We start from the raw sequence: 22346 nt of genomic DNA, 5'->3' as shown, positions 1-22346 counted from the left end.
AGGGTTCTAAGAACGGGTTTTGGCAGGGTGTCCCGTATGAGCACAGCGAAGGTCCTGGTGGTCGACGACGATCCGGAGGTACGGGCGGCCGTCGAGGACGGTCTGACGGTGGAGGGGTACGAGGCCCGGGGCGCGGCGGACGGGCTGGCGGCGCTGTCGGCGGTGGCCGCCTGGCAGCCGGACGTGATCGTGCTGGACGTGATGATGCCGGTGCTGGACGGGCTGGCGGTGTGCCGGCGGCTGCGCGCGCTCGGCGACCGTACGCCCGTCATCGTGCTGACCGCGCTGGGTTCGGTGAGCGAGCGGGTCGACGGGCTGGACGCGGGCGCCGACGACTACCTGGTCAAGCCGTTCGCGCTGGACGAGCTGACCGCGCGGCTGCGGGCGCTGCTGCGGCGTACGGCGCCGGTGCCGGACGGGCCGGAGCCGGAGCTGACCTTCGCGGACCTGGTGGTGGACCCGGCGACCCGCACCGGCAGCCGCGCGGGCCGCCCGCTGGAGTTCAGCCGTACCGAGTTCGCCCTGCTGGACCTGCTGCTGCGCCATCCGCGGCAGGTGCTGCCTCGAGAGCTGATCCTGGAGCGGGTGTGGGGCCAGGACTTCGGGCCCGACTCCAACTCCCTCGCGGTGTACGTCGGTTACCTGCGCCGCAAGCTGGAGGCGGCGGGCGAACCGCGCCTGGTCCACACCGTGCACGGCGTCGGCTACCGGCTGGACGAGTCGTGAGCGCCCGGCGGCGGCTGGGCGCCCGGTGGCGGAGGCGGCGGCCGCTGCGTACGCGGCTGGCGGTGGCCGCGTCGGCGGCGGTGGCGCTCGTCGCGGTGGGCGTGTGCACGGCGGCGTTCTTCGTCATCCGGTACGCGATGTACCACCAGCTGGACCTGAACCTCACCCAGTCGGCGACCCGGGTGACTCAGCAGAACAGGGGCGAGCCGCCCGGTGTCCTCGCGGGCGAGTGCCGGTTCCTGTCGGCGCCCGCGTGCGCCCAGATCGTGCCGTCACAGGCGCGGGCCGACCCCTCCGAGCCGTACCTGCTGCCGGTGACCGCGCCGGTGCGGGAGGTGGCGGCCGGCCGACGCGCCGCGTACTACAGCAACATCACGCTGGCCGACGGGCACGCGGCACGCATGCTGACGACGCCCTTCGGCAAGGGCGAGGCGCTCCAGGTGGCCCTGCGCGCCGACACCGTGGAGAAGGGCGTACGGCAGGCGGCCGGGCTGCTCGCGGCGGTGGGCGGCGCGGGGGTGGTGCTGGCGGCGGCCCTCGGGTACGGCGTGTCCCGGACCGGGCTGGCTCCCGTCGCCCGGCTCACCGCGACCGCCGAGCGGATCGCCGCGACCCGCGACCCCCGGCACCGGATCGAGCTGCCGGAGGGGCCGCCCGGCCGGGAGGACGAGGTGACGCGGCTGGCGGCCACGTTCAACACCATGCTGGGCGAGCTGGAGCAGTCGGTGACCGCGCAGCGCCGGCTGGTCGCGGACGCCTCGCACGAGCTGCGCACCCCGCTCACCGCGCTGCGGACCAACGCCGAGCTGCTGGCCCGCGCCGACCGGCTCAGCCCGGCGCAGCGGGAGCGGGCGTCGACGGCGCTGGGCCGCCAGTTGCGTGAGGTGACCGGCCTGGTGGGCGACCTGATCGAGCTGGCCCGGGACGAGGAACCGCGGCCGCTGGTCGAGGAGGTGCGCCCGGCGGCGCTGCTGGAGCACACGGTGGCCACCGCCCGTACGCACTGGCCGCAGGTGGCCTTCACGCTCCGGATCGACGAGGCGGGGTGCGCGCTGTCCCTGCCGGGCGTGCCCGCCCGATTGTCCCGGCTGCTCACCAACCTCCTCGACAACGCGGCCAAGTTCAGCCCGCCCGGCGGGGCGCCCGTCGAAGTGGAGCTGACCGGACGGGAGGTGACCGTCCGGGACCACGGCCCCGGTATCGCGCCCGAGGACCTCCGTCACGTCTTCGACCGCTTCTACCGTGCCGAATCGGCGCGCGCCCTGCCCGGTTCGGGTCTCGGCCTGGCGATGGCCCGCCAGATCGCCCGCGCGCACGGCGCGGAGCTGACCGCCGAGAACGCCCCGGGCGGCGGGGCCCTGTTCCGCCTCGCCTTCAGAGGTGACGGTGCATGACGTGCAGCCCCACGTACCCCTTCTCGGGGTGGTGGAAGGCCTCCGGCACCGTTCCGACGATCCGGAACCCGAGCCGCTCGTACAGCCGTACCGCGTGCACGTTCGTCTCCACGACCGCGTTGAACTGCATGCCCCGGAAGCCACGCTCCCGCGCCCACTCCAGGCTGTACTCGACGAGCGCCCGCCCCACGCCCCGCCCGCCGTGCGCGGGGTCGGTCATATAGCTGGCGCTGGCGATGTGCGCGCCGTTGCCGCCCTGGTTGTTGTTCATCTTGGCCGTGCCGAGGACCGCGCCGGTCTCGTCGTCGACGGCGACGACCGTACGGTTCGGGGCGGGCAGCAGCCACCAGCCGCGGCCCTCCTCCTCGCCCAGGTCGAGCGGGTAGGTGAAGGTGTCACCGGCGGCGACGATCTGGTGGAAGAACGGCCAGATGGCGGGCCAGTCGGCGGCGGTGGCTTCCCTGATGCTGATCTGCATCCGCCCAGCATGCCCCGCCCCCGGTCCCAGGCGCATTCGGGTTTCGACCGACGCGTACGAACCGTTCCGGCGGCCCCTCCTCCGGCGGCAGCAGCCCGGCCCGTACGAGGGCGGCGCGGCCGGCCATCACCCCGGCGTCCCGGAAGGCCCGCTCCGAGGAGTCCAGCTCGTGGTGGCGCCCGTGGGTGAGGAGGACGGCGGCGGTCGTGCCGCCCAGCCCCTCCCGGACGCCCGCCCAGAGGGCGTCCGCGTACTCGGGCGGCAGCAGCTTCGCCGGGACCAGGTTGAGGAACTCGCTCTCCCCGTCCGGTCCCGGCGGCTCGAAGTCGGCGTCGAACAGCGCGAACGGCCCGCAGGCCCCCACGTACCAGTAGCGGACGGCGACGCCGGGGACCGGTACGGGGAGGGCTGCCATACGACCCAGCCTAGAAGCCCGGCGGCTCCGTGTACGTGCCCCACTCCTCCCGCAGGGCGTCGCAGATCTCGCCGAGCGTGGCCTCCGCCCGTACGGCGTCCAGCATCGGCTCGATCATGTTGGAGCCGTCCCGCGCGGCGGCCAGCATCCCGTCCAGCGCGGCCCGCACGCGCGTGTCGTCGCGGCGTGCCTTGCGCTCGCCGAGGACCCGGACCTGCTCCCACTCGACCTCGTGGCTGACCCGGAGGATCTCCAGGTCGCCGGTGACGGACCCGTGGTGGCAGTTGACGCCGACGACCCGCTTGTCGCCCTTCTCCAGGGCCTGCTGGTAGCGGAAGGCGGACTCGGCGATCTCGCCGGTGAACCAGCCGTCCTCGATGCCGCGCAGGATGCCGGAGGTGACCGGCCCGATGGGGTGCTGCCCGTCGGGGTGGGCGCGAAGGCCCCGTTCCTTTATGCGGTCGAAGATCTTGTCGGCGTCGGCCTCGATGCGGTCGGTGAGCTGCTCGACGTACCAGGAACCGCCCAGCGGGTCGGCGACGTTGGCGACGCCGGTCTCCTCCATCAGCACCTGCTGGGTGCGCAGGGCGATCTCGGCGGCCTGCTCGGACGGCAGGGCGAGGGTCTCGTCGAGGGCGTTGGTGTGGAGGGAGTTCGTCCCGCCGAGGACGGCGGCGAGGGCCTCCACGGCCGTCCGCACCACGTTGTTGTACGGCTGCTGCGCGGTGAGCGAGACGCCGGCGGTCTGGGTGTGGAACCGCAGCCACTGCGCCTTGTCGGTCTTCGCGCCGTACACCTCCTTCATCCAGCGGGCCCAGATGCGGCGGGCGGCGCGGAACTTGGCGATCTCCTCGAAGAAGTCGACGTGCGCGTCGAAGAAGAAGGACAGGCCGGGCGCGAAGACGTCCACGTCCAGGCCGCGAGACAGCCCCAGCTCGACGTACCCGAAGCCGTCGGCGAGCGTGTACGCCAGCTCCTGCGCGGCCGTCGCGCCGGCCTCGCGGATGTGGTAGCCGGAGACGGAGAGCGGCTTGTACGCGGGGATGTCGCGGGCGCAGTGCTCCATCAGGTCGCCGATGAGGCGGAGGTGGGGCTCGGGCTGGAAGAGCCACTCCTTCTGGGCGATGTACTCCTTGAAGATGTCCGTCTGGAGGGTGCCGTTGAGGACGCCCGGGTCGACGCCCTGCCGTTCGGCGGCGACGAGGTACATGCAGAAGACGGGGACGGCCGGCCCGGAGATGGTCATGGAGGTGGTGACGTCCCCCAGGGGGATGTCCTTGAAGAGGACCTCCATGTCGGCGGCGGAGTCGATGGCGACGCCGCAGTGCCCGACCTCGCCGAGCGAGCGGGGGTCGTCGGAGTCGCGTCCCATGAGGGTCGGCATGTCGAAGGCGACGGACAGGCCGCCGCCGCCGTTGCCGAGGATCATCTTGTAGCGCTCGTTGGTCTGCTCCGCGTTGCCGAAGCCGGCGAACTGGCGGATGGTCCAGGTGCGGCCGCGGTAGCCGGTCGGGTACAGGCCCCGGGTGAAGGGGTACTCACCGGGCCAGCCGATCCGCTCGAAGCCGTCGTAGGTGTCGCCGGGCCGGGGCCCGTAGACGGGCTCCACGGGGTCGCCGGAGAGCGTGGTGAAGTCGGCGTCGCGCTTGTGGGCGGCGTCGTAGCGGGCCTGCCAGCGTCGGCGGCCTTCCTCGATGGCGTCAGCGTCCATACCTTCGAATTTACTAGGACGTCCTAGTAAATGTCGATGGCCGACGGCCGTACGCGTGGCGTACGGCCGGGGGCGTCAGGCCTTGGCGACGACCGGCGACGCGTCGGCGAGCAGCGGCTCGACGTCGCGGGTGACCTTGCGCTCGACGAAGAAGGCGGCGAAGGGGATCGTGCCGGAGAGCAGGATCCACAGGAGCCTGCCGAACTTCCACCGGGCCTTGGAGCCCAGGTCGAAGGCGAAGATCAGGTAGATGATGTAGAGGACGCCGTGGGTCTGGGAGACCATGAAGGTCACGTCCTCGCCCGTGTCGAACCCGTACTTGAACACCATGCACGTGCAGAGCACGAGCAGCATGACGGCGGTCACATAGGCCATGACCCGGTAGCGGGTCAGCACGCTCCTCTTCATGGCGTCGAGCGTAACGTGACGTTCCGGGCGATCTTCGCGCGGGCCTCCCCCTACGGGGTCACTTCTCCTCGAAGTCGTGGGCCGCGATCCGCAGCGGCCGCAGCATCGCGAAGATCTCGGCGCACTCCTCCGCGTCGTACACGCCCAGGCCGAAGTCCATCGCCATCAGGTCCGCCGTCGCCGCCTCGACGACCTCGCGGCCCTTGTCGGTGATGGAGGCGAGGGTGCCGCGCCCGTCGTTGGGGTTGGGGCGCTTGGCGACCAGGCCGGACCTGACCAGCCGGTCGACGGTGTTCGTCACGGACGTCGGGTGGACCATCAGCCGCTCGCCGATCTTGGACATCGGCAGCTCGCCCTCCTTGGAGAAGGTGAGCAGCACCAGCGCCTCGTACCGGGCGAAGGTCAGCCCGTAGGGCTTGACCACCGCGTCGACCTCCGCGAGCAGGATCTGGTGGGCCCGCATGATCGAGGTGATGGCGGCCATGGAGGGGACGGGCCCCCAGCGGCGCTGCCAGAGCTCGTCGGCACGGGCGATGGGGTCGAACGGGAGACTGAGCGGCTTCGGCACGTCATCGACCTTACCGACAGGTCACATGCTGGTCAGCCCCGTCTCGCGCTTCGGTCCCCCGCCGTCACGGCGTGGTGTCGCAGCCGGACTCACTGTGACCGTTATGTCACGATTGCCCGGTCTGTTCGTCCGTAGCTCACAGCCATACGAGGGGGCTGGATGTCCGGCCACAGATCGTCCCGCGTCGTCACGGCCCTGCTCCTGGCCGCCGCCCTGGCCGGCGGCTGCGCCTCCGGCGGGGGTGGTGAGGGCGAGGAGGGACCCGCCCAGGAACCCGTCGGCCGGAGCGCGCCCGCCAAGGGCTCGCCGTTCTGGGTCGACCCGAACAGCCCGGCGGCCCGCCAGGTCACGGCGTACGAGGCCGAGGGCCGCACCGGGGACGCCAAGCTGCTGCGGCGGATCTCCGAGCGGCCGGCCGCCCAGTGGCCGGCCTGGAACAACCCGGCGGCGGACATCCGGCGGGCCGTGCGCGGGGCGGGGCCGGGGAAGCAGACGGTCGTCCTGGTCGCTTACAACATCCCCCACCGCGACTGCGGCCTGTACTCGGCGGGCGGCGCGGCGAGCCCGGAGGCGTACCGGGAGTGGATCGGCTCGTTCGCCGAGGCCATCGGGGACGCGCCCGCCATCGTCGTCCTGGAGCCGGACGCCGTGCCGCACCTGGTGGACGGCTGCACGCCCGTCCAGCACCACGAGGAGCGCTACCAGCTGCTCGCCGAGGCGGTGGACCGGCTCAAGCGGCAGCCGGGCACCAAGGTGTACCTGGACGCGGGCAACCCGGCCTGGATCAAGGACCCGGGCAAGCTGGTGGAGCCGCTGCGGCGCGCCGGTGTCGCCAAGGCGGACGGCTACTCGCTGAACGTGTCGAACTTCCAGACCACGCCCACGGTCACCGCCTTCGGTACGGAGCTGTCGGCGCTCCTGGGCGGCGCCCACTTCGTCATCGACACCAGCCGCAACGGCGCCGGCCCGCTCCCGGGCGACGGCGAGGAGGCCTGGTGCAATCCGCCGGGCCGGGCGCTCGGCACGCCGCCGACCGAGAACACCGGCGACGAGCGGGTGGACGCCTACCTGTGGATCAAGCGCCCCGGCGAATCGGACGGCACCTGCCGGGGCGGCCCGGCCGCCGGGACGTGGTGGCCGGAGTACGCCCTGGGCCTGGCGCGCCGCGCGAAGGCGTAGCCCGGCGCAGGGCGTGACGCGGCGCGAGGCGTCCCGGCTCAGGCGTGACCCGGCGCGAGGCGTGACCCGGCGCAAGGCGCCCCGGCTCAGGGCGTGACCCGGCGCGAGGCCTGGCCCGGCGCGAGGCCTGGCCCGGCACCAGGCCTGGCCCGGCTCAGTCGACCTGGATCCACTTCGCCACCGAGGGCCGCCCGTCCTTGTCGACCACGAACAGCATGTACCAGCCGGGCGGGACCAGGGTCCTGTCCAGCGGCGCCTCGATGGTCACCGCGTCCGCGCCCTTGGTCAGCCCCAGCTCGATGGAGCGCTGCTCCACGTCCGTCGTGTGCGTGACCGCGCTGGGCCGCATCAGCCGCGCCTTGGCGATGCGGGCGGCGTCCTTGGTGCGGAAGGTGGCCCGGCCGTTCTGGTCGAGCTCCTGGGGGCCCTCGCCCAGCACCGGCCGGGCGTCGGCCCCGGCGCCGTGCAGGTACGGCGGGGTGAAGATCTCCACGCGCTGCTCGAACGTCCCGAGCTTGGTGTTGTCCTTGTCGTCGAACAGCGGGTCCGAGCCGAACGTCGCCACCCGCCCGTCCGGCAGCAGCAGCGCCTCCGAGTGGTAGTTGCGGCCGACGGTGGGGTCGGCGGCCTGCCGGAAGGAGTCGGTCTTCGGCTCGTAGAACTGGGCCTTGAGGATGTCGCTGCCGCTGCGGCCCCGGTACTCCTTGGACCCGCCGGTGGTGAAGACGGTGTCGTCGGGGAGGAGGACGCTGCTCAGGTAGCGGGTGCCCTGGGGCAGTGACGGGCCGGTCCGGAAGGCGGGCCTGGCGGCCTTGAGGTCGATGACGGCCGTGCGGGCGGTGGACAGCGCGGACTCGCCGACCCCGCCGCCGCCGAGCACCATCAGCTTCTGGTCCTGCGCGGGCGGCAGGATCAGGGAGGCGGAGGTCTCCAGCTGGTCGGGGTCGGTGATGCCCCCGATCTCCTGGAAGGTGTTCTTCTTCAGGTCCCACAGGCCGGGTACGCGGCCCTTCTCGGCGGGTCCGTAGCCGGCGTTGGAGCCGGTGTAGAAGAGTTTGCCGCCCTGGGTGAGGAAGAGCGCGGGATAGGTGGGGAAGTAGCGGAAGGGGCCCTTGGTCCACTTCTTCGTCTTCGGGTCGTAGATCTCGTTGTCGCCGGGGACGACGTCGCCGACGTCGTTGAGGCCGGAGACGGCGAGGACCCTGCCGTCCTGGAGCGTCACCAGCGTCGGGTACCAGCGGGCGTCCTTCATGGGCGCGACGGGGACGTACTTCTCGGCCTTGGGATCGAACTCGTACGCCGCCTTGATGCCCTGGAAGTCCTGCTTCTCCGTGGTGAGCTTCTGCGCGATGCCATAGACGTTTCCGGCGTCCTTGCCCTTGAGGCCGACGACCTTGTACTGGGCGGCCTCGGTGGTCAGGGCCTTGGGGCCCTCCGTCCTCGCCTCGACGAAGACGCGGGCCTCGGCGGCGGTGACCTTGGTCTCCCACGGTTTCATCTGGCCGCTCTTGAAGTACGAGATCTTGAACTCGCGCTTGGCCTTGGGGACCGTCACGTCGAACTTCGACACGTACTCGACGCCCGACGGAGAGCGGAAGACGGTGCCCTTCTTGAGGGTGATGGCCTTGTCCGGGCTCTCGTTCTTGACGCGCATGCCGCCGCCGGCACGCTTGACCTCGCCGTCGAGGACCTCGTAGCGGGCGGTGCCGCCGGCCACCAGGAGGCGTCCGTCGGGGAGCTGGCTGTGTCCGGCGCAGAAGAAGTCCTCCGGGGTCGGGATCTTCTTGTAGGTGTTCTTGACCGGGTCCCACAGGATGGTGTCGAAGGTGCCCGCGTCGAACTTCTTCTGGTCGTTGCCGGAGCCCGCGATGAGCAGCACCTTGCCGGTGTGGAGGAGGGCGGCGTGGATGGCGTTGAGCCGGTACTCCCCCGGCACGTCGAGGTGCTGCCATGAGCCGTACTTGGCCTTGTAGCCGGGCTGGGAGATCTTGTACGCGTGGTACTTCGCCTCGGCGAAGGAGAGCGCGGCGGGCGCGTTGAGGCCCGCGAGCAGGACCACCGCTCCGCCGCCCAGCAGGGTCTTCTTCAGCTTCTTCGACGGCCGGTAGGCCATGGTTCAGTTCCCTCCTGTCGTCGTGGCGAACGCGGGCTCGGGCTCGTCGCCGGTCTTCGGCGTGACCTTCGCCTTCGCCGCCACCGGCGGGGCGGGCTTGGGTTCCGGGGCACGGAGGCGGACACGGGCCCGGCGCTCCTGGAGCAGGCCCCAGCCCCAGACGCCGACCGGGGCGAGCGCGATGGCGAGGGCGAGCACCGCCCAGGTGCGCATGGCGGCGTGCGTGTGGTCGAGGAACACGGAGGCGGCGAGCGAGGCGACCAGCACGGCCGCCCAGTACAGGTGGATACGGAAGGTGGCGGGCCGGTCGGGGCTCGCCTCGCCGCCCTTGGGGGTGACGACGAACCGGCCCTGGGTGCGCAGCAGGGCCGAGACGAGCGACTTCAAATAGATGGGCGCGCAGAGCGCGGACATCGCCATGCCGGCCAGTCCGCCCGAGCCCTCCGGTTCGTGGGGGGAGACGTTGTGGCGGCGGTTCCACAGGTAGAGGCCGATCTGGAGGGCGGCGGCGTCGCTGTAGAGCATCAGCCAGACGGAGGACGACACCTGGGTGCCGGAGGCGCCGAGCCAGAGGAACAGGACGCAGGACAGGATGCCGAGGAACCAGTTGACGGCGGTCATCGGGTAGTAGACGAGCATCAGGGTGTAGTTGAGCAGCCGCCCCGGCGGCACCCGGAAGAACGCCTTCCCGTACTGCTTGAAGAGCGTCTCGTACGTGCCGCGCGACCAGCGCAGCTGCTGGGTGAAGAAGTCGGTCCAGGAGGCGGGCCCCTCCCCCACCGCCAGCACGTCCGGGGTGTAGACGGACCGCCACAGGTGCCCGGTGCGCGGGTTCTTGGTGCGGTGCAGCTCGAAGCCGGTGGCCATGTCCTCGGTGATCGAGTCGTACAGCCCGCCGATCTGCTTGACGGCGGCGACGCGTACGACGTTGTTGGTGCCCACGAACATGGGCGCGTGGTAGCGGTTGCCGGCGCGCTGGATGAGGGCGTGGAAGAGGAACTGCTGGGACTCGGCGGCCTTGGTGACGGGTGAGGTGTAGTTGCCGTACACCTGGGGGCCGACGACGAAGGCGATGTCGGGGTCGCGGAAGTAGCCGAGGGTGCGTTCCAGGAAGTTGGGCAGCGGTATGTGGTCGGTGTCGACGGAGGCGAAGAAGTCGTAGTCGTCGCCGTGCATGGCGATCCAGGCGTTGTAGTTGCCGTGCTTGGTCCTGGCCTTGTGCACGCCCTTGGGGCGGTTCCAGGCGGGGACGCCGGCACGGGTGAAGTGGCGTACGCCGAGCTCCCGGCACAGCGCCTTGGCCTGCTCGTCGTCGCCCTCGTCGAGCAGCCACACGTCCAGCCGTCCCTCGTGCGTGACGCGGACGGCCCCTTCGAGGGTGGCGCGGACCATGGAGAGGGGTTCTTTGCCCGGTACGTAGGTGGTGAGGAACGCGACGCGGGTGCCCTTCTTGGGGAAGACCGGGACGGGATCGCGGGCGACCATCGTGGCGTGGGCGATGGAGACGACGTTGACCAGCATGAACAGGCAGATCAGCCCGATGGACACGAGCATCACGGCGTCGAACCTGACCAGCCACCGGTCGCCGCCCTCGCGGGTGGTCCAGTGGGTGGGCCAGACGAGGTACACGAGCAGGACGGCCGAGAGCACCGGGGCGAGCGTCATCAGCAGGACGGCCCGTATTCGGTGCGGTTCCTGGGAGAGCAGGCTGCGGTACCGGACCTGATACGCCGTCCGGTCCGGTTCCGTCAGGGGACCGGCGAGACGGCTGTAGGTGTCGTAGTCGTAGCCCTCCGGCCGCACGGTGCCTCCAGCTGTCGAGCGGGTCGCTATACCCCCACGAAAGGGGAGATTTGGCGACGTGTCGACTGGAGGCGTCCGAGCGGGCGTTTCTGCGCCGGATGCGGTTTGACGGGCTCGGCGGGGTGTCAGCCGCGTCCGGTGGTACGCCGCAGCCGGTGCCGCACCGCCCGCTGCCCCAGCGGCCCGAGCTCGTCGAGAACGGTGACCAGCGCCGCGAGCTGCTCCAGCGCGTCCAGGGCCCGTCGGGCGCCGTCCCCGTCGACGCCCTCGTACAGCTCCAGGCCGACGAAGGAGGCGGCCACGGCCCGCGCGAGGCCCGCGATGTCGGTGAACTCGGCGAGCGGGGTCCCGGCCAGCACCCGGGTGAGGACCTTTTCCAGCTCGTCGATCCACAGGTCGAGCCCGGCGGCGGTGGCGGGCGCGAGGCGCGGCTGGGTCTGGGCGCCGGCGAGGAGCTGGCCCAGGAAGGCGACGCTGCCCGCCGCGCGCTCCTCGGCGTGCAGCTCACGGCCCAGGGCGAGCAGCTCGGCGAGGCCGCTCACCCCGGCGAGCCGGTCGCGGTAGCGGGCGACGGTCTGTTCGGCGCCGTGGCGGCAGGCGGCGGCCAGCAGCTCGTCGACGGAGCCGAAGTGGTAGAAGACGAGCGCCTGGTTGACCCCGGCTGCGGCGGCGACGGCGCGGGCGGAGGTCTTGGCGATGCCCTGTTCGGCGAGGGTGCGCAGCGCCCCCTCCAGCAGCTTGACCTTGGTCTCCTGGCTTCTGGCTTCCGCGCTCACGCCCGTATCTCCTCGCGTACCGGGCGCAGCCCGGCCCGCACCCCGAGCGAGCGTACGTCGGCGTAGTGGGCGGTGAAGGACCCCTCGTAGCCGAAGAGCGGGCCGACGTACCGGTTGGTGACGCGGACGCGGATGCGGAAGCGGCCGGTGGTGTCGTCGTAGGACTCGCGCACCTCGGCCTCGCCGCCGATCAGCTCCGGTACGCGGACGTCGATCCGCCCCTCGCGGAAGCGGTGTTCCCCGGAGCGGATGAGCAGGGAGCCGTCGGGCTCCGCGCTCAGGTGCAGGTCGCTGGCGAGGTGCTGGTGGGTGCCGAGGTAGTCGAGCACGCAGCCGCGCTCGGCGCTGTGGACCATGGTGGCGTCGAAGCGGCGTTCCCCGCCGGGCAGGGCGAAGGTGCGGACGAAGGTGACGGTCTCGCGGCCGTACGCGTCGGTGTAGGGGACGTTCTCGATGGTGAAGGGGACGCGCCGGCCGGTGCGCGGGACGAGGATGTTGCGGGTGCCGCCGAGGGCGAGGAACGGTTTGACGAAGGCCGGCCCGTGCCAGACGCGGTCCATCACGCCCCGGCCTACGCACATCTCGCCGCTGTCGAGACCGACCGAGAAGCGCCGCCGCAGCTGGGGGTGCAGCCGGTGGAAGTCGTCCCCCATGGCGCGGGCGAAGATCGAGGTCATGCGTGCTCCAGGGTGGCGAGGAGGGCGGGTGCGGCGGTGCGCGCGGGCGGGGTGCGCCGGCAGCGCCGGGCGGCGGGCGTACGGCGGGAGGGCCGGGCGAGCAGGGCGACGGCGGCGAGCGCGACGGCCCCGAGCCCGGCGAGCAGGCCGGCTGCCCCGCCGGGCGGCGCGGCGGCGATCGGCCCGGTCCACACCGTGCCGCCGAGGGCCGCCTCCTCCGCCTGGACGCCCGGGCACACCGCCCACAGGCAGCCGAGGAACGCCACGGCGACCGCGAGGGTCCGTACCGCCAGTTCCGCAAGGGCGTGGGCCAGTGAGCGTGCGGGGCTGATGCCCTGCTCGCACCACAGCCGCAGCCGGTCGAAGGACCATGCGGTCGCCCAGCCCATCAGGGGCCGGAACACCAGCCGGTCGGCCACCGCGCCGAAGCGTCCCCAGCGCGGCCGGTAGTCGTAGCCGGTGAGGAAGCGGATCCCGTCGGGTGTGGGGACGTAGCGCCAGTAGCCGCTGCCCTCGGCGAGGAGCGAGAGCGGGTCGGGCGAGGCGAACCGCAGGGCCGAGACCCGCTCGCCGCCGGCCCGGTGGCGCTCCCCCGCGGAGACACCGGTGCTGGCGACGGTCAGGAAGGGCAGCACCCGGGTCGCGTACCGGAACCGCTGGGGTTTCCCGGGCGGCCCCGGCAGGTGGGTGATCTCCGTGAACCGGAGGTCCCACCGTTGGTGCTGGGCCGGGTCCTGGGTGCGTTCCCACAGGGTCTCGAGGTCGGCGCGTATACGCGTCTCTATGTAGAGCCCCATGACGATTCCCCCTCGGCGCGCGTCTTGAGCGACTGCTCAACCCAACCTACAGCGGTTTGAGCACTCGCTCAATACACGCCCCATGAAAAACCCCCGGCCCTCTGGGACCGGGGGTTCGCGCGTCACGCGCCGGGCGCATCAGGCGGAGAGGTGGCGCTCCACCGTCTCGACCTTGGCGGTAAGGCCGTCCGTGACACCCGGCCGGACATCGGCCTTCAGGACGAGTGAGACGCGGGGCGCGCGCGCCTCCACGGCGGCGACGGCTCGCTTGACGACGTCCATCACCTCGTCCCACTCGCCCTCGACGGAGGTGAACATCGCGTCGGTACGGTTCGGCAGGCCCGACTCGCGGACCACGCGCACCGCGTCCGCGACGTACTCGCCGACCTCCTCGCCGACGCCGAGCGGGGTGACGGAGAAGGCGACGATCATGCGTTCACCGTGCCCTCGCGGCGGGCGCGGGAGGCGATGACCGCCTCGTCGGCGGCGCGCCGGAGCTTGCGGTCGGCGAAGAAGCCGCCGAAGGGCAGCACGGACAGCACGAAGTACAGCGCGGCTGTCTTCACGTCCCACTTCGTACGGTTCCAGGCGTCCAGCCAGAACAGCACGTACAGGATGAACAGCACGCCGTGGATCGCGCCCATGACCGGGACCGCGTTGAACTCCGTCGTGCGCTTCAGCACCGAGCAGACGAACAACAGGATGAACGACACGGCCTCCGGGGCGGAGACCAGTCGGAGGCGGTGGAGGGAGGCGGCGGTCTTGATGTCCACGAGGCAGCACCTTCGTCGTGAGCGATCTTGTGAATCGATGCACAAGCAACCCGTCCATTGTGACAGGCCGCTGTGCCCGCCCTTTGTCAGGGTCGGGATCCTCCCCAGGTCTCTCCCCGCACCCCCGGCCACCGGCTACCGTCGTCGCGTGGCAACGTTCCGACTCCAAGGCAGCAAAGTGCTCGCCGTCGACATGACCGGCGACGCCGTCAAAGCGAAGAACGGCTCGATGGTCGCGTACGACGGCCAGATGGCCTTCAAGAAGATGTCCGGCGGTGGCGAGGGCCTCCGCGGGATGGTCACCCGCCGCCTCACCGGCGAGCAGATGGAGCTGATGGAGGTGAAGGGGCAGGGCACCTGCTATTTCGCCGACCGCGCCTCCGAGATCAACCTGGTCTCCCTCCACGGCGACAAGCTGTACGTCGAGTCCAGCAACCTGCTCTGCGTCGACGCCGCCCTGCGCACCGGCACCAGCTTCACCGGCCTGCGCGGCGGGGCGACCGGGACCGGGTTGTTCACCACCACCGTCGAGGGCAGCGGCCGGGCCGCGATCATGTCGGACGGGCCGGCCGTGGTGCTGCGCGTGACGCCGCAGTACCCGCTGTCCGTCGACCCCGGCGCGTACATCGCCCACCAGGGCAACCTCCAGCAGAACTTCCAGTCCGGTGTGACCTTCCGCACACTCATGGGCGAGGGTGGCGGCGAGGCGTTCCAGATCCGCTTCGAGGGCGACGGTCTCGTGTACGTACAGCCGAGCGAGCGCAACACGGTCGGAGGGGACGTCTGATGCCGTTCCGCGAGGTCAATTCGAAGATGGTGGAGGCCACCATCTCCCCCGGACAGAAGATGTTCAGCCAGCGTGGCGCGATGCTGGCCTACCGCGGTGACGTCACTTTCACGCCGAACACGGCCGGCGGCCAGGGCGGGGTGATGTCGATGATCGGCCGCCGCGTGGCCGACGAGGCGACGCCGCTGATGACCGTCGAGGGCAACGGCACCGTCATGTTCGGACACGGCGGCCACCACATCCAGGTCGTCGACCTCACCGGCGACACCCTGTACGTCGAGGCCGACCGCCTGCTCGCCTTCGACGGCACGCTCCAGCAGGGCACGATGTTCATGGGGTCCCAGGGCGGCGTCATGGGCATGGTGCGCGGCCAGGTGACCGGGCAGGGCCTGTTCACCACGACCCTCAAGGGCCATGGCGCGGTCGCCGTGATGGCGCACGGCGGAGTGATCGAACTGCCCATCACCCCGAACCGCCCGGTGCACGTGGACCCGCAGGCCTACGTCGCCCACCACGGCGACGTACGCAACAAGCTGTCGACCGCGCTCGGCTGGCGCGACATGGTGGGGCGCGGCTCCGGCGAGGCGTTCCAGCTGGAGCTCAGCGGCAATGGCGCGGTGTACGTCCAGGCGTCGGAGGAGAAGCTGTGAGCACGCCCGTCATCCACGACCCCACCACCCTCCCCAGCGACGACAACGTCAATCCGTACACCTTCTGCGTGGAGCTGAAGGGCTCCCAGTGGTTCCTGCAGAAGGGCAAGATGATCGCCTATTACGGGCGGATCGACTTCAATGGCATCGGGCACGGCCGCCTGGACCGGCTCGTCCGCTCCAGCTTCCACTCCCCCCTCCACGCGAGCGACTGGGTGGTGGCGGAGGGCAGCGGCAAGATGCTGCTCGCGGACCGCGCGTTCGACGTCAACTCCTTCGACCTGGACGACGGCAACCTCACCATCCGGGCCGGCAACCTCCTCGCCTACCAGCCCTCCCTCGCCCTGAAGCAGTCGATCGTGCCCGGCTTCCTCACCCTCATCGGCACCGGGAAGTTCGTCGCCGCCTCCAACGGCCCGGTGGTCTTCATGGAGCCGCCGCTCCGCGTCGACCCGCAGGCCCTGGTCGGCTGGGCGGACTGCCCCTCCCCCTGCCACCACTACGACCATGGCTACATGACGGGCGTGATGGGCGGCCTGCGGGCGCTGACGGGGCTCGGCGGGGCGTCGGGCGAGGAGCACCAGTTCGAGTTCGCCGGGGCCGGGACGGTGCTGCTGCAGTCGACGGAGGTGCTGATGCCGGAGCAGGCGACGGGTGCGGTGCCGCACGAGCCGGGGGTGCCGGGGGCCGGATCCGGCCAAGGTCACCACGGGTCGACACCGCGTCTTCCCGGACAGCTGGGGGACCTCCAGCGTCGCTTCGGACTGTGAGCGGTAGTCTGCTGAGTGTGACGCCCTCGAACGTCTGCGCCCTTGACCCGGTGCGGCCGCGAGGACGGGGGGCCGGCGTGCCCGGCGTCACCGACCCTCATTCGTCCAGAATTCAACTTCTTAGGTAGAATCCATATATGGAGACCGAGACGGCCACCAACTGGCTGACCGATGCCGAGCAGTGCGCCTGGCGCACCTATCTGGACGTCAACAGGCTGCTGACGTACCAGCTGGAGAAGGACCTCCAGCCGTTCGGCCTGACCATCAACGACTACGAGATCCTGGTCAACCTCTCCGAGGCGCCCGACCGACGCCTCCGGATGAGCGACCTGGCCGCCGCGACGCTCCAGTCCAAGAGCCGGCTCTCCCACCAGATCACCCGTATGGAGAACGCCGGCCTGGTCCGCCGCGAGAACTGCGAGTCCGACCGGCGCGGGCTGTACGCGGTCCTGACCGAGCAGGGCATGGAAACCATGCAGAAGGTCGCACCGCACCACGTCGACTCCGTGCGCAAGCACTTCATCGACCTGCTGAGCCCCGAGGCCCTCGGCGACCTGCACAAGTCGCTCACCCCCATCGCGGACCAACTGCGGGGCCTCCGCGGCAAACCGTAAGGGCCTCACCCCGCCGGCAGGCGCAGCACGAACAGCGCACCGCCCTCCGCGGCGCGCCCGACCGTGAGCGTGCCGCCGTGACGCACCGCCACGTCACGGGCGATGGCCAGGCCCAGGCCCGCGCCGCCCGCGTCGCGGCTGCGGGCATCGTCGAGGCGTACGAACCGTTCGAAGATCCGCTCCCGCTCGGGCTCCGGCACGCCGGCCCCGTCGTCCGCGACGGTGAGCACGACGTGCCGGCCCTCGCGGCGCACCGTCACGGCCACGGAGGCCTCCGCGTGCCGCTGGGCGTTGTCGAGGAGGTTGCCCAGCACCCGGGTCAGCTGGGCGCGCGAGCCGTCGACCTCGGCGTCCTCCGCCTCGACGCGCACCGGCACCCTGTCCCCCACCCGCTGGGCCACCTCCTCCCGCACCAGGGCGGCCAGGTCGAACCGCCCCTGCCCGGGCCGCTCGCCCGCGTCCAGGCGGGCCAGCAGCAGCAGGTCGGCCGCGAGTTGCTGCAGCCGTACGGTGTCGGCGACCGCCCCCGGAACGTCCAGCAGGTCCGGGTGCGCCGCCCCCACCTCCAGCTGGGTGCGCAGGCTCGCGATGGGGCTGCGCAGCTCGTGCGACGCGTCGGCGACGAACCGCCGCTGCCGCTCCACACTCGCCTCCAGCGCGGCCAGCGTCTCGTTCGTCGTCCGCGCCAGCCGGGCCACCTCGTCCCGCGTCGCCGGTTCCGGCACCCGCCGCGACAGGTCCGCCGACGCCGTGATCGCCGCCATCTCCCGCCGGATGCCCTCCACCGGTTTCAGCGCCCGCCGGGTCACCAGCCACGTCACGCCCGCCACGACCAGCAACAGCAGCGGCAGCGCGGCGAGCATCGCGTCCCGCACCCCCGCGACGGTCGCCGCCTCCGTGGCCAGCGGCGCGCCGGCGTACACGGTCACCCCGGACGACACCTCGACGGCGGCGAAGCGGTACGTCGCCGTCTCACCGTCGACGGTGACCGCGCCCGTCGAGTGGTCCACGTCCTCCGACACCTCACCGCGCCCGGCGGCGCCGCCCGCGACCGCCTTCGTACCGGGGCTCCCCGTTCCCCCGATGGCCTCGATGTCCTCCCCGACGGCCACCACCCGCCCCTCCTCGTCCACCACCTGCACCGGGTGCTCCTCGGTGTCGTCGGGCAGGTCCAGCTTCGCGAAGGGCGTGCCGCCCGCGATCTGCGAGGCCACCGAACGCGCCGACACCTCCGCCTGGAGCTCCGCCTGGTCCACGAGATTGCCCCGCAGCACCCCCAGCAGCGCGACCCCCGCCACCACCAGAGCCAGCGCGACGACGAGCGTCGCCCCCACCGCGGTCCGGGCGCGTACCGACCTCACCGCTCCTCCAGCCGGTACCCGGCACCCCGCACGGTCGTGATGACCCCGGCCCCCAGCTTCCGCCGCAGCGCGCTCACATACACCTCGACGATGTTCGGGTCGCCCTCGTACGCGAAGTCCCAGACGTGCTCCAGGATGTCCGCCTTCGACACCACCTCACCCACCCGCGTGGCCAGTTGCTCCAGCACGGCGAACTCCTTCGCCGTGAGGGCCACCTCCTCCTCCCCCACCCGCACCCGCCGGCCCGCCGTGTCCACCGTGAGCGTCCCCACCCTCAGCACGGGCGACGGACTGCCCCCGCGCCGCCGCAGCAGCGCCTTCACCCTCGCCACCAGCACCACGTACGAGAAGGGCTTGGTCAGGTAGTCGTCGGCGCCCGTGTCCAGGCCCTCGGCCTCGTCGTACTCACCGTCCTTGGCGGTGAGCATCAGGATCGGCACATCGTGCCCGGCCGCCCGCAGCGCCCCGCACACGCGGTAGCCGTTCATGCCGGGCAGCATGATGTCCAGCACGACCAGGTCATACGTACCGGTCCCCGCCCGGTGCAGCCCCTCGGCCCCGTCATGGACCACATCCACGGCGAACCCCTCGGCCCGCAGCCCGGCGGCCAGCGACAGGGCGAGCCGTTTCTCGTCCTCCACGATCAACAGGCGCATGCGTTCAGGGTCCCAAACGGAACCTGAAGAAGCCTTCAGCCGCCTTCAGGCTGCGTTCAGCGAGCCGGCGGCACCGTGGTTGCCGTACCGAGAAGGCACCGACATTCGGAGGCATCCATGAAGCGCAACATCGTCATCGCCACGGTCACCGCGGCGGCCTTGCTCACAGGTGGCACAGCGGCCGCGTTCGCCTCGTCGGCGGACGACGCCGCCCCGTCGAAGGTCCACCACGCGGCGACCCAGGTGGACGACGACCGCGACGACGCGTCCGACGCCGACGAGGCCCAGCGCGCCGTCCAGGGCATCAAGGTGACGGCCGACGAAGCCCTCAAGGCCGTCGCGAACCACGGCACCGTGGTGTCCCTCGACCTGGACGACGACGACAACAGGAAGTCCTGGGACGTCGAGCTCCTGACGAAGGACGGCAAGGTCCAGGACTGGGACGTCGACGCGCAGACGGGCAAGGCCGCGCAGGACACCGACCAGGACGACTGACGCCCCGCGGACGGCGTGCGGGCGGGTGGAGCCGTGCAGGGTCGCCCCCGCAAGGGTTGGCGGCTCGCAAAGGACTCCCTTGCACGCGACCCAAGGCCGCCGGCCTCGAGGAGGTGAGCCCGGAGGGGCCCCGCCCCCACCCACCGGGGGTAGCCGCCGCCGGGGCACCGGGGAAGGGGTGCCGCGCCGGGGCGAACCGAGAAAGGGCGCCGCCCCGTCCCGTTGTGCCCACCCGTCCCTCCCCCTAGGGCTCCGCCCTGGGGGGACCCCCAGCGGGACGACCGCCCACAACGGGGAGGGCGAGGCCAACGGGGCGACCGCCCACAACGGGGACCGGCACGGCGCCGCTACTGCCCCGTCAGGCCCGCCACCAGTTCGTCCGCCGCCGCATACGGGTCGGTCTCGCCCGCGACGATGCGGTCCGCCAGCGTGTCCAGGCGGCGGTCGCCGTGGAGGTCGCCGATCCGCTCGCGGAGCGCGGTGACCGCGATGGTCTCGACCTCGTGGGCCGCCCGCGCCCGGCGGCGTTCCGCGAGAACGCCCCGTTCCTCCATCCACGCGCGGTGCTTCTCCAGCGCCTCGACGACCTCGTCGACGCCCTCGCCGCGCGCGGCCACCGTCTTCACGATGGGCGGCCGCCAGTCGCCGGGCCCGCGCGCCTCGCCGAGGCCCAGCATGTGGTTCAGCTCCCGCGCCGTCGCGTCGGCCCCGTCCCGGTCGGCCTTGTTGACGACGTACACGTCACCGATCTCCAGGATGCCCGCCTTCGCGGCCTGGATCCCGTCGCCCATCCCGGGCGCGAGCAGCACCACCGACGTGTCGGCCTGGGAGGCGATCTCCACCTCGGACTGCCCGACGCCCACGGTCTCCACGAGGACGACATCGCACCCGGCGGCGTCCAGCACCCGGATCGCCTGCGGCGCCGCCCACGCGAGCCCACCCAGGTGCCCCCGGGTGGCCATCGACCGGATGTAGACGCCCGGGTCCGACGCGTGCTCGGACATCCGGACCCGGTCACCGAGCAGCGCGCCGCCGCTGAACGGCGACGACGGGTCCACGGCGAGCACGCCCACCCGCTTCCCGGTCTTCCGGTACGCGGTGACCAGCGCCGACGTCGAGGTCGACTTGCCGACACCGGGCGAGCCGGTCAGGCCCACCACGTACGCGCCGCCGGACAGTGGGGCCAGCGCCGCCATCACCTCACGGAGCTGCGGGGACGCCCCCTCCACGAGCGAGATCAGCCGGGCCACGGCACGGGGCCGGCCCTCCCGTGCCTGGGCGACCAGTGCGGGGACGTCCACCTTCACGTACGTAGCTCCTTACTCGCAGCGAGGATTACTTGCCGTTGCCCGGGACGCGCAGGATCAGCGCGTCGCCCTGGCCGCCGCCACCGCACAGCGCCGCCGCGCCGACCCCGCCGCCGCGCCGCTTGAGCTCCAGCGCCAGGTGGAGGACGACACGGGCGCCGGACATGCCGATCGGGTGCCCGAGCGCGATCGCGCCGCCGTTGACGTTCACCTTTTCCGGGGATACCCCGAGGTCCTTCATTGACTGCACGGCCACAGCGGCGAACGCCTCGTTGATCTCGATCAGATCAAGGTCGGCGACGTCCAGGCCCTCCTTCTTCAGGGCGTGGGCGATCGCGTTCGACGGCTGCGACTGGAGCGAGTTGTCCGGCCCGGCCACGTTGCCGTGGGCGCCGATCTCGGCGATCCAGTCCAGCCCGAGCTCCTGGGCCTTGGCCTTGCTCATCACGACCACGGCCGCCGCACCGTCGGAGATCTGCGACGACGTACCGGCGGTGATGGTGCCGTCCTTCGCGAAGGCGGGGCGCAGCTTGCCCAGCGACTCCACCGTGGTCTCGGGGCGGATGCCCTCGTCCTTGCTGAAGACGACGGGCTCGCCCTTGCGCTGCGGGATCTCGACGGGCGTGATCTCGGCCTCGAAGATGCCGTTCTTCTGCGCGGCGGCGGCCCGCTGGTGGGACAGGGCGGCGATCTCGTCCTGCGCCTCGCGCGGGATGCCGAGGCGCGTGTTGTGCTTCTCCGTGGATTCGCCCATGGCGATGTTCTCGAAGGAATCGGTGAGGCCGTCGTACGCCATGGCGTCGATCATCTCGATCGCGCCGTACTTGTAGCCCTCGCGGGACTTGGGCAGCAGGTGCGGCGCGTTGGTCATGGACTCCTGGCCGCCGGCGACGATCACGTCGAACTCGCCGGCGCGGATCAGCTGGTCCGCGAGGGCGATGGCGTCGAGGCCCGACAGACACACCTTGTTGATGGTGAGCGCGGGCACGTTCATGGGGATGCCGGCCTTGACGGCCGCCTGCCGTGCCGGGATCTGCCCTGCCCCGGCCTGGAGCACCTGGCCCATGATCACGTACTGCACCTGGTCGCCGCCGATGCCGGCCCGGTCCAGTGCGGCCTTGATGGCGAAGCCGCCGAGGTCGGCGCCCGAGAAGGTCTTCAGCGAGCCGAGCAGGCGGCCCATGGGCGTGCGTGCGCCCGCGACGATGACTGAGGTGGTACCGGTCGTTCCAGACATGAGGCACGGCCCCTTGGAGTGGAGAGTGAACGAGGGTTTACCGCCAATGTACTGAGCGGTACGTGTCCTGGTCACCGGGCAGCCAGTGTGATGGCGCGCACGTTGCGTAACCACCTCCGCCGCGCTGCACTGGTCCCATGCTGACGCGAATCGACCACATCGGGATCGCCTGTTTCGACCTCGACAAGACTGTTGAGTTCTACCGTGCCACGTACGGCTTCGAGGTGTTCCACAGCGAGGTCAACGAGGAGCAGGGGGTCCGTGAGGCCATGCTCAAGATCAACGGGACCTCCGACGGCGGCGCCTCCTACCTCCAGCTCCTGGAGCCGACCCGCGAGGACTCCACCGTCGCGAAGTGGCTGGCCAAGAACGGCGAGGGGGTCCACCACATCGCCTTCGGCACGGCGGACGTGGACGGCGACGCCGCCGCGATCCGTGAAAAGGGTGTGCGGGTCCTGTACGACGAGCCCCGCATCGGATCCATGGGGTCCCGTATCACGTTCCTGCACCCCAAGGACTGCCACGGCGTCCTGACCGAACTGGTCACATCGGCCGAGCCGTCCTCCACGGAGCACTGACGGGAGCACTGACGTGGAGCACTGACCTCCCGATTCCCGGCCCGGTAGAGTGGGCGGCTCCGGGCCGGGGCCG

The 22346-nt window shown here is 71.6% G+C and carries 25 protein-coding genes; 9 read left to right on the top strand and 16 right to left on the bottom strand.

Going from position 1 to position 22346, the window contains the following annotated elements:
• The first annotated feature begins 36 nt into the window (after window positions 1–36).
• A complete protein-coding gene (locus tag AMK26_RS11495) occupies window positions 37–726 on the top strand; it encodes a response regulator transcription factor (protein WP_073754412.1) in 690 nt (229 codons plus the stop codon).
• A complete protein-coding gene (locus AMK26_RS11490; protein WP_073754411.1) occupies window positions 723–2120 on the top strand; it encodes a sensor histidine kinase in 1398 nt (465 codons plus the stop codon). The genes AMK26_RS11495 and AMK26_RS11490 overlap by 4 nt, the downstream gene beginning before the upstream one ends.
• On the opposite strand, the gene AMK26_RS11485 is transcribed toward AMK26_RS11490, so the two are convergent.
• The 5 genes from AMK26_RS11485 to AMK26_RS11465 form a co-directional block, all read right to left on the bottom strand.
• Window positions 2101–2592 carry a GNAT family N-acetyltransferase gene (locus tag AMK26_RS11485; RefSeq protein WP_073754782.1) on the bottom strand — a complete coding sequence of 164 codons (492 nt, stop codon included), beginning with the start codon at window positions 2590–2592 and terminating at the stop codon, window positions 2101–2103. The two genes, AMK26_RS11490 and AMK26_RS11485, sit on opposite strands and share 20 nt — an antisense overlap.
• Window positions 2516–3013, bottom strand: coding sequence for a hypothetical protein (locus AMK26_RS11480; protein WP_073754410.1), 498 nt, complete (start codon window positions 3011–3013; stop codon window positions 2516–2518). The genes AMK26_RS11485 and AMK26_RS11480 overlap by 77 nt, the downstream gene beginning before the upstream one ends.
• Window positions 3014–3023: 10 nt before the next feature.
• Window positions 3024–4724 carry an acyl-CoA mutase large subunit family protein gene (locus tag AMK26_RS11475; RefSeq protein WP_073754409.1) on the bottom strand — a complete coding sequence of 567 codons (1701 nt, stop codon included), beginning with the start codon at window positions 4722–4724 and terminating at the stop codon, window positions 3024–3026.
• Window positions 4725–4799: 75 nt separating this feature from the next.
• On the bottom strand, window positions 4800–5132 hold the full coding sequence (locus tag AMK26_RS11470) for a DUF3817 domain-containing protein (protein WP_073754408.1): 333 nt from the start codon (window positions 5130–5132) through the stop codon (window positions 4800–4802).
• A 58-nt stretch (window positions 5133–5190) separates the two neighbouring features.
• On the bottom strand, window positions 5191–5700 hold the full coding sequence (locus AMK26_RS11465; RefSeq protein WP_073754407.1) for a MarR family winged helix-turn-helix transcriptional regulator: 510 nt from the start codon (window positions 5698–5700) through the stop codon (window positions 5191–5193).
• A 159-nt stretch (window positions 5701–5859) separates the two neighbouring features.
• On the opposite strand from AMK26_RS11465, the gene AMK26_RS11460 reads away from it, so the two are divergent.
• The gene (locus tag AMK26_RS11460; protein WP_073754406.1) at window positions 5860–6879 is read left to right on the top strand and encodes a glycoside hydrolase family 6 protein; all 1020 of its coding nucleotides are present in this window, start codon (window positions 5860–5862) and stop codon (window positions 6877–6879) included.
• Between the two features lie 154 nt (window positions 6880–7033).
• Here the strand turns inward: AMK26_RS11460 and AMK26_RS11455 are convergent, their stop codons facing one another.
• From AMK26_RS11455 to AMK26_RS11425, 7 genes are all read right to left on the bottom strand, one after another.
• The gene (locus tag AMK26_RS11455) at window positions 7034–8992 is read right to left on the bottom strand and encodes a kelch motif-containing protein (protein ID WP_073754405.1); all 1959 of its coding nucleotides are present in this window, start codon (window positions 8990–8992) and stop codon (window positions 7034–7036) included.
• A 3-nt stretch (window positions 8993–8995) separates the two neighbouring features.
• Window positions 8996–10795, bottom strand: a complete 1800-nt coding sequence (locus AMK26_RS11450; RefSeq protein WP_073754404.1) for a glycosyltransferase family 2 protein — start codon at window positions 10793–10795, stop codon at window positions 8996–8998.
• 125 nt (window positions 10796–10920) lie between these two features.
• The gene (locus tag AMK26_RS11445; RefSeq protein ID WP_073754403.1) at window positions 10921–11571 is read right to left on the bottom strand and encodes a TetR/AcrR family transcriptional regulator; all 651 of its coding nucleotides are present in this window, start codon (window positions 11569–11571) and stop codon (window positions 10921–10923) included.
• Window positions 11568–12248, bottom strand: a complete 681-nt coding sequence (locus AMK26_RS11440; protein WP_073754402.1) for a DUF4166 domain-containing protein — start codon at window positions 12246–12248, stop codon at window positions 11568–11570. The genes AMK26_RS11445 and AMK26_RS11440 overlap by 4 nt, the downstream gene beginning before the upstream one ends.
• Entirely contained in the window at window positions 12245–13045 is an 801-nt protein-coding gene (locus AMK26_RS11435) for a hypothetical protein (protein ID WP_073754401.1), read from the bottom strand. The genes AMK26_RS11440 and AMK26_RS11435 overlap by 4 nt, the downstream gene beginning before the upstream one ends.
• A 138-nt stretch (window positions 13046–13183) precedes the next feature.
• On the bottom strand, window positions 13184–13477 hold the full coding sequence (locus AMK26_RS11430) for an MTH1187 family thiamine-binding protein (protein ID WP_073754400.1): 294 nt from the start codon (window positions 13475–13477) through the stop codon (window positions 13184–13186).
• A complete protein-coding gene (locus AMK26_RS11425) occupies window positions 13474–13818 on the bottom strand; it encodes a DUF3817 domain-containing protein (RefSeq protein WP_073754399.1) in 345 nt (114 codons plus the stop codon). Before AMK26_RS11425 ends, AMK26_RS11430 begins: the two co-directional genes overlap by 4 nt.
• A gap of 148 nt (window positions 13819–13966) precedes the next feature.
• On the opposite strand from AMK26_RS11425, the gene AMK26_RS11420 reads away from it, so the two are divergent.
• From AMK26_RS11420 to AMK26_RS11405, 4 genes are all read left to right on the top strand, one after another.
• Entirely contained in the window at window positions 13967–14605 is a 639-nt protein-coding gene (locus AMK26_RS11420; RefSeq protein ID WP_073754398.1) for an AIM24 family protein, read from the top strand.
• On the top strand, window positions 14605–15255 hold the full coding sequence (locus AMK26_RS11415; RefSeq protein WP_073754397.1) for an AIM24 family protein: 651 nt from the start codon (window positions 14605–14607) through the stop codon (window positions 15253–15255). Before AMK26_RS11420 ends, AMK26_RS11415 begins: the two co-directional genes overlap by 1 nt.
• Window positions 15252–16025, top strand: a complete 774-nt coding sequence (locus AMK26_RS11410) for an AIM24 family protein (RefSeq protein ID WP_073754396.1) — start codon at window positions 15252–15254, stop codon at window positions 16023–16025. The genes AMK26_RS11415 and AMK26_RS11410 overlap by 4 nt, the downstream gene beginning before the upstream one ends.
• A 137-nt stretch (window positions 16026–16162) precedes the next feature.
• Window positions 16163–16639, top strand: a complete 477-nt coding sequence (locus AMK26_RS11405; protein ID WP_073754395.1) for a MarR family winged helix-turn-helix transcriptional regulator — start codon at window positions 16163–16165, stop codon at window positions 16637–16639.
• 5 nt (window positions 16640–16644) lie between these two features.
• Here AMK26_RS11405 and AMK26_RS11400 read toward each other — a convergent pair whose 3' ends face one another.
• Together AMK26_RS11400 and AMK26_RS11395 are read right to left on the bottom strand one after the other, a co-directional pair.
• On the bottom strand, window positions 16645–18000 hold the full coding sequence (locus AMK26_RS11400) for a sensor histidine kinase (RefSeq protein ID WP_073754394.1): 1356 nt from the start codon (window positions 17998–18000) through the stop codon (window positions 16645–16647).
• A complete protein-coding gene (locus AMK26_RS11395; protein WP_073754393.1) occupies window positions 17997–18656 on the bottom strand; it encodes a response regulator transcription factor in 660 nt (219 codons plus the stop codon). The genes AMK26_RS11400 and AMK26_RS11395 overlap by 4 nt, the downstream gene beginning before the upstream one ends.
• 117 nt (window positions 18657–18773) lie before the next feature.
• Here AMK26_RS11395 and AMK26_RS11390 point away from each other — a divergent pair, with 117 nt between their 5' ends.
• The gene (locus tag AMK26_RS11390) at window positions 18774–19151 is read left to right on the top strand and encodes a PepSY domain-containing protein (protein WP_073754392.1); all 378 of its coding nucleotides are present in this window, start codon (window positions 18774–18776) and stop codon (window positions 19149–19151) included.
• A 347-nt stretch (window positions 19152–19498) separates the two neighbouring features.
• Here the strand turns inward: AMK26_RS11390 and meaB are convergent, their stop codons facing one another.
• Complete coding sequence (gene meaB, locus AMK26_RS11385) at window positions 19499–20458, bottom strand: methylmalonyl Co-A mutase-associated GTPase MeaB (protein WP_073754391.1); 960 nt, start codon at window positions 20456–20458, stop codon at window positions 19499–19501.
• A 28-nt stretch (window positions 20459–20486) separates the two neighbouring features.
• Entirely contained in the window at window positions 20487–21695 is a 1209-nt protein-coding gene (locus AMK26_RS11380; protein ID WP_073754390.1) for an acetyl-CoA C-acetyltransferase, read from the bottom strand.
• 137 nt (window positions 21696–21832) lie between these two features.
• Here AMK26_RS11380 and mce point away from each other — a divergent pair, with 137 nt between their 5' ends.
• The gene (gene mce / locus AMK26_RS11375) at window positions 21833–22273 is read left to right on the top strand and encodes a methylmalonyl-CoA epimerase (protein ID WP_073754389.1); all 441 of its coding nucleotides are present in this window, start codon (window positions 21833–21835) and stop codon (window positions 22271–22273) included.
• Window positions 22274–22346: the final 73 nt, after the last annotated feature.

It is taken from the genome of Streptomyces sp. CB03234, assembly GCF_001905885.1.
GTDB lineage: Bacteria > Actinomycetota > Actinomycetes > Streptomycetales > Streptomycetaceae > Streptomyces.
Note: the sequence above shows the minus strand (reverse complement) of the source record. Positions and strands in the feature narration are given on the sequence as shown.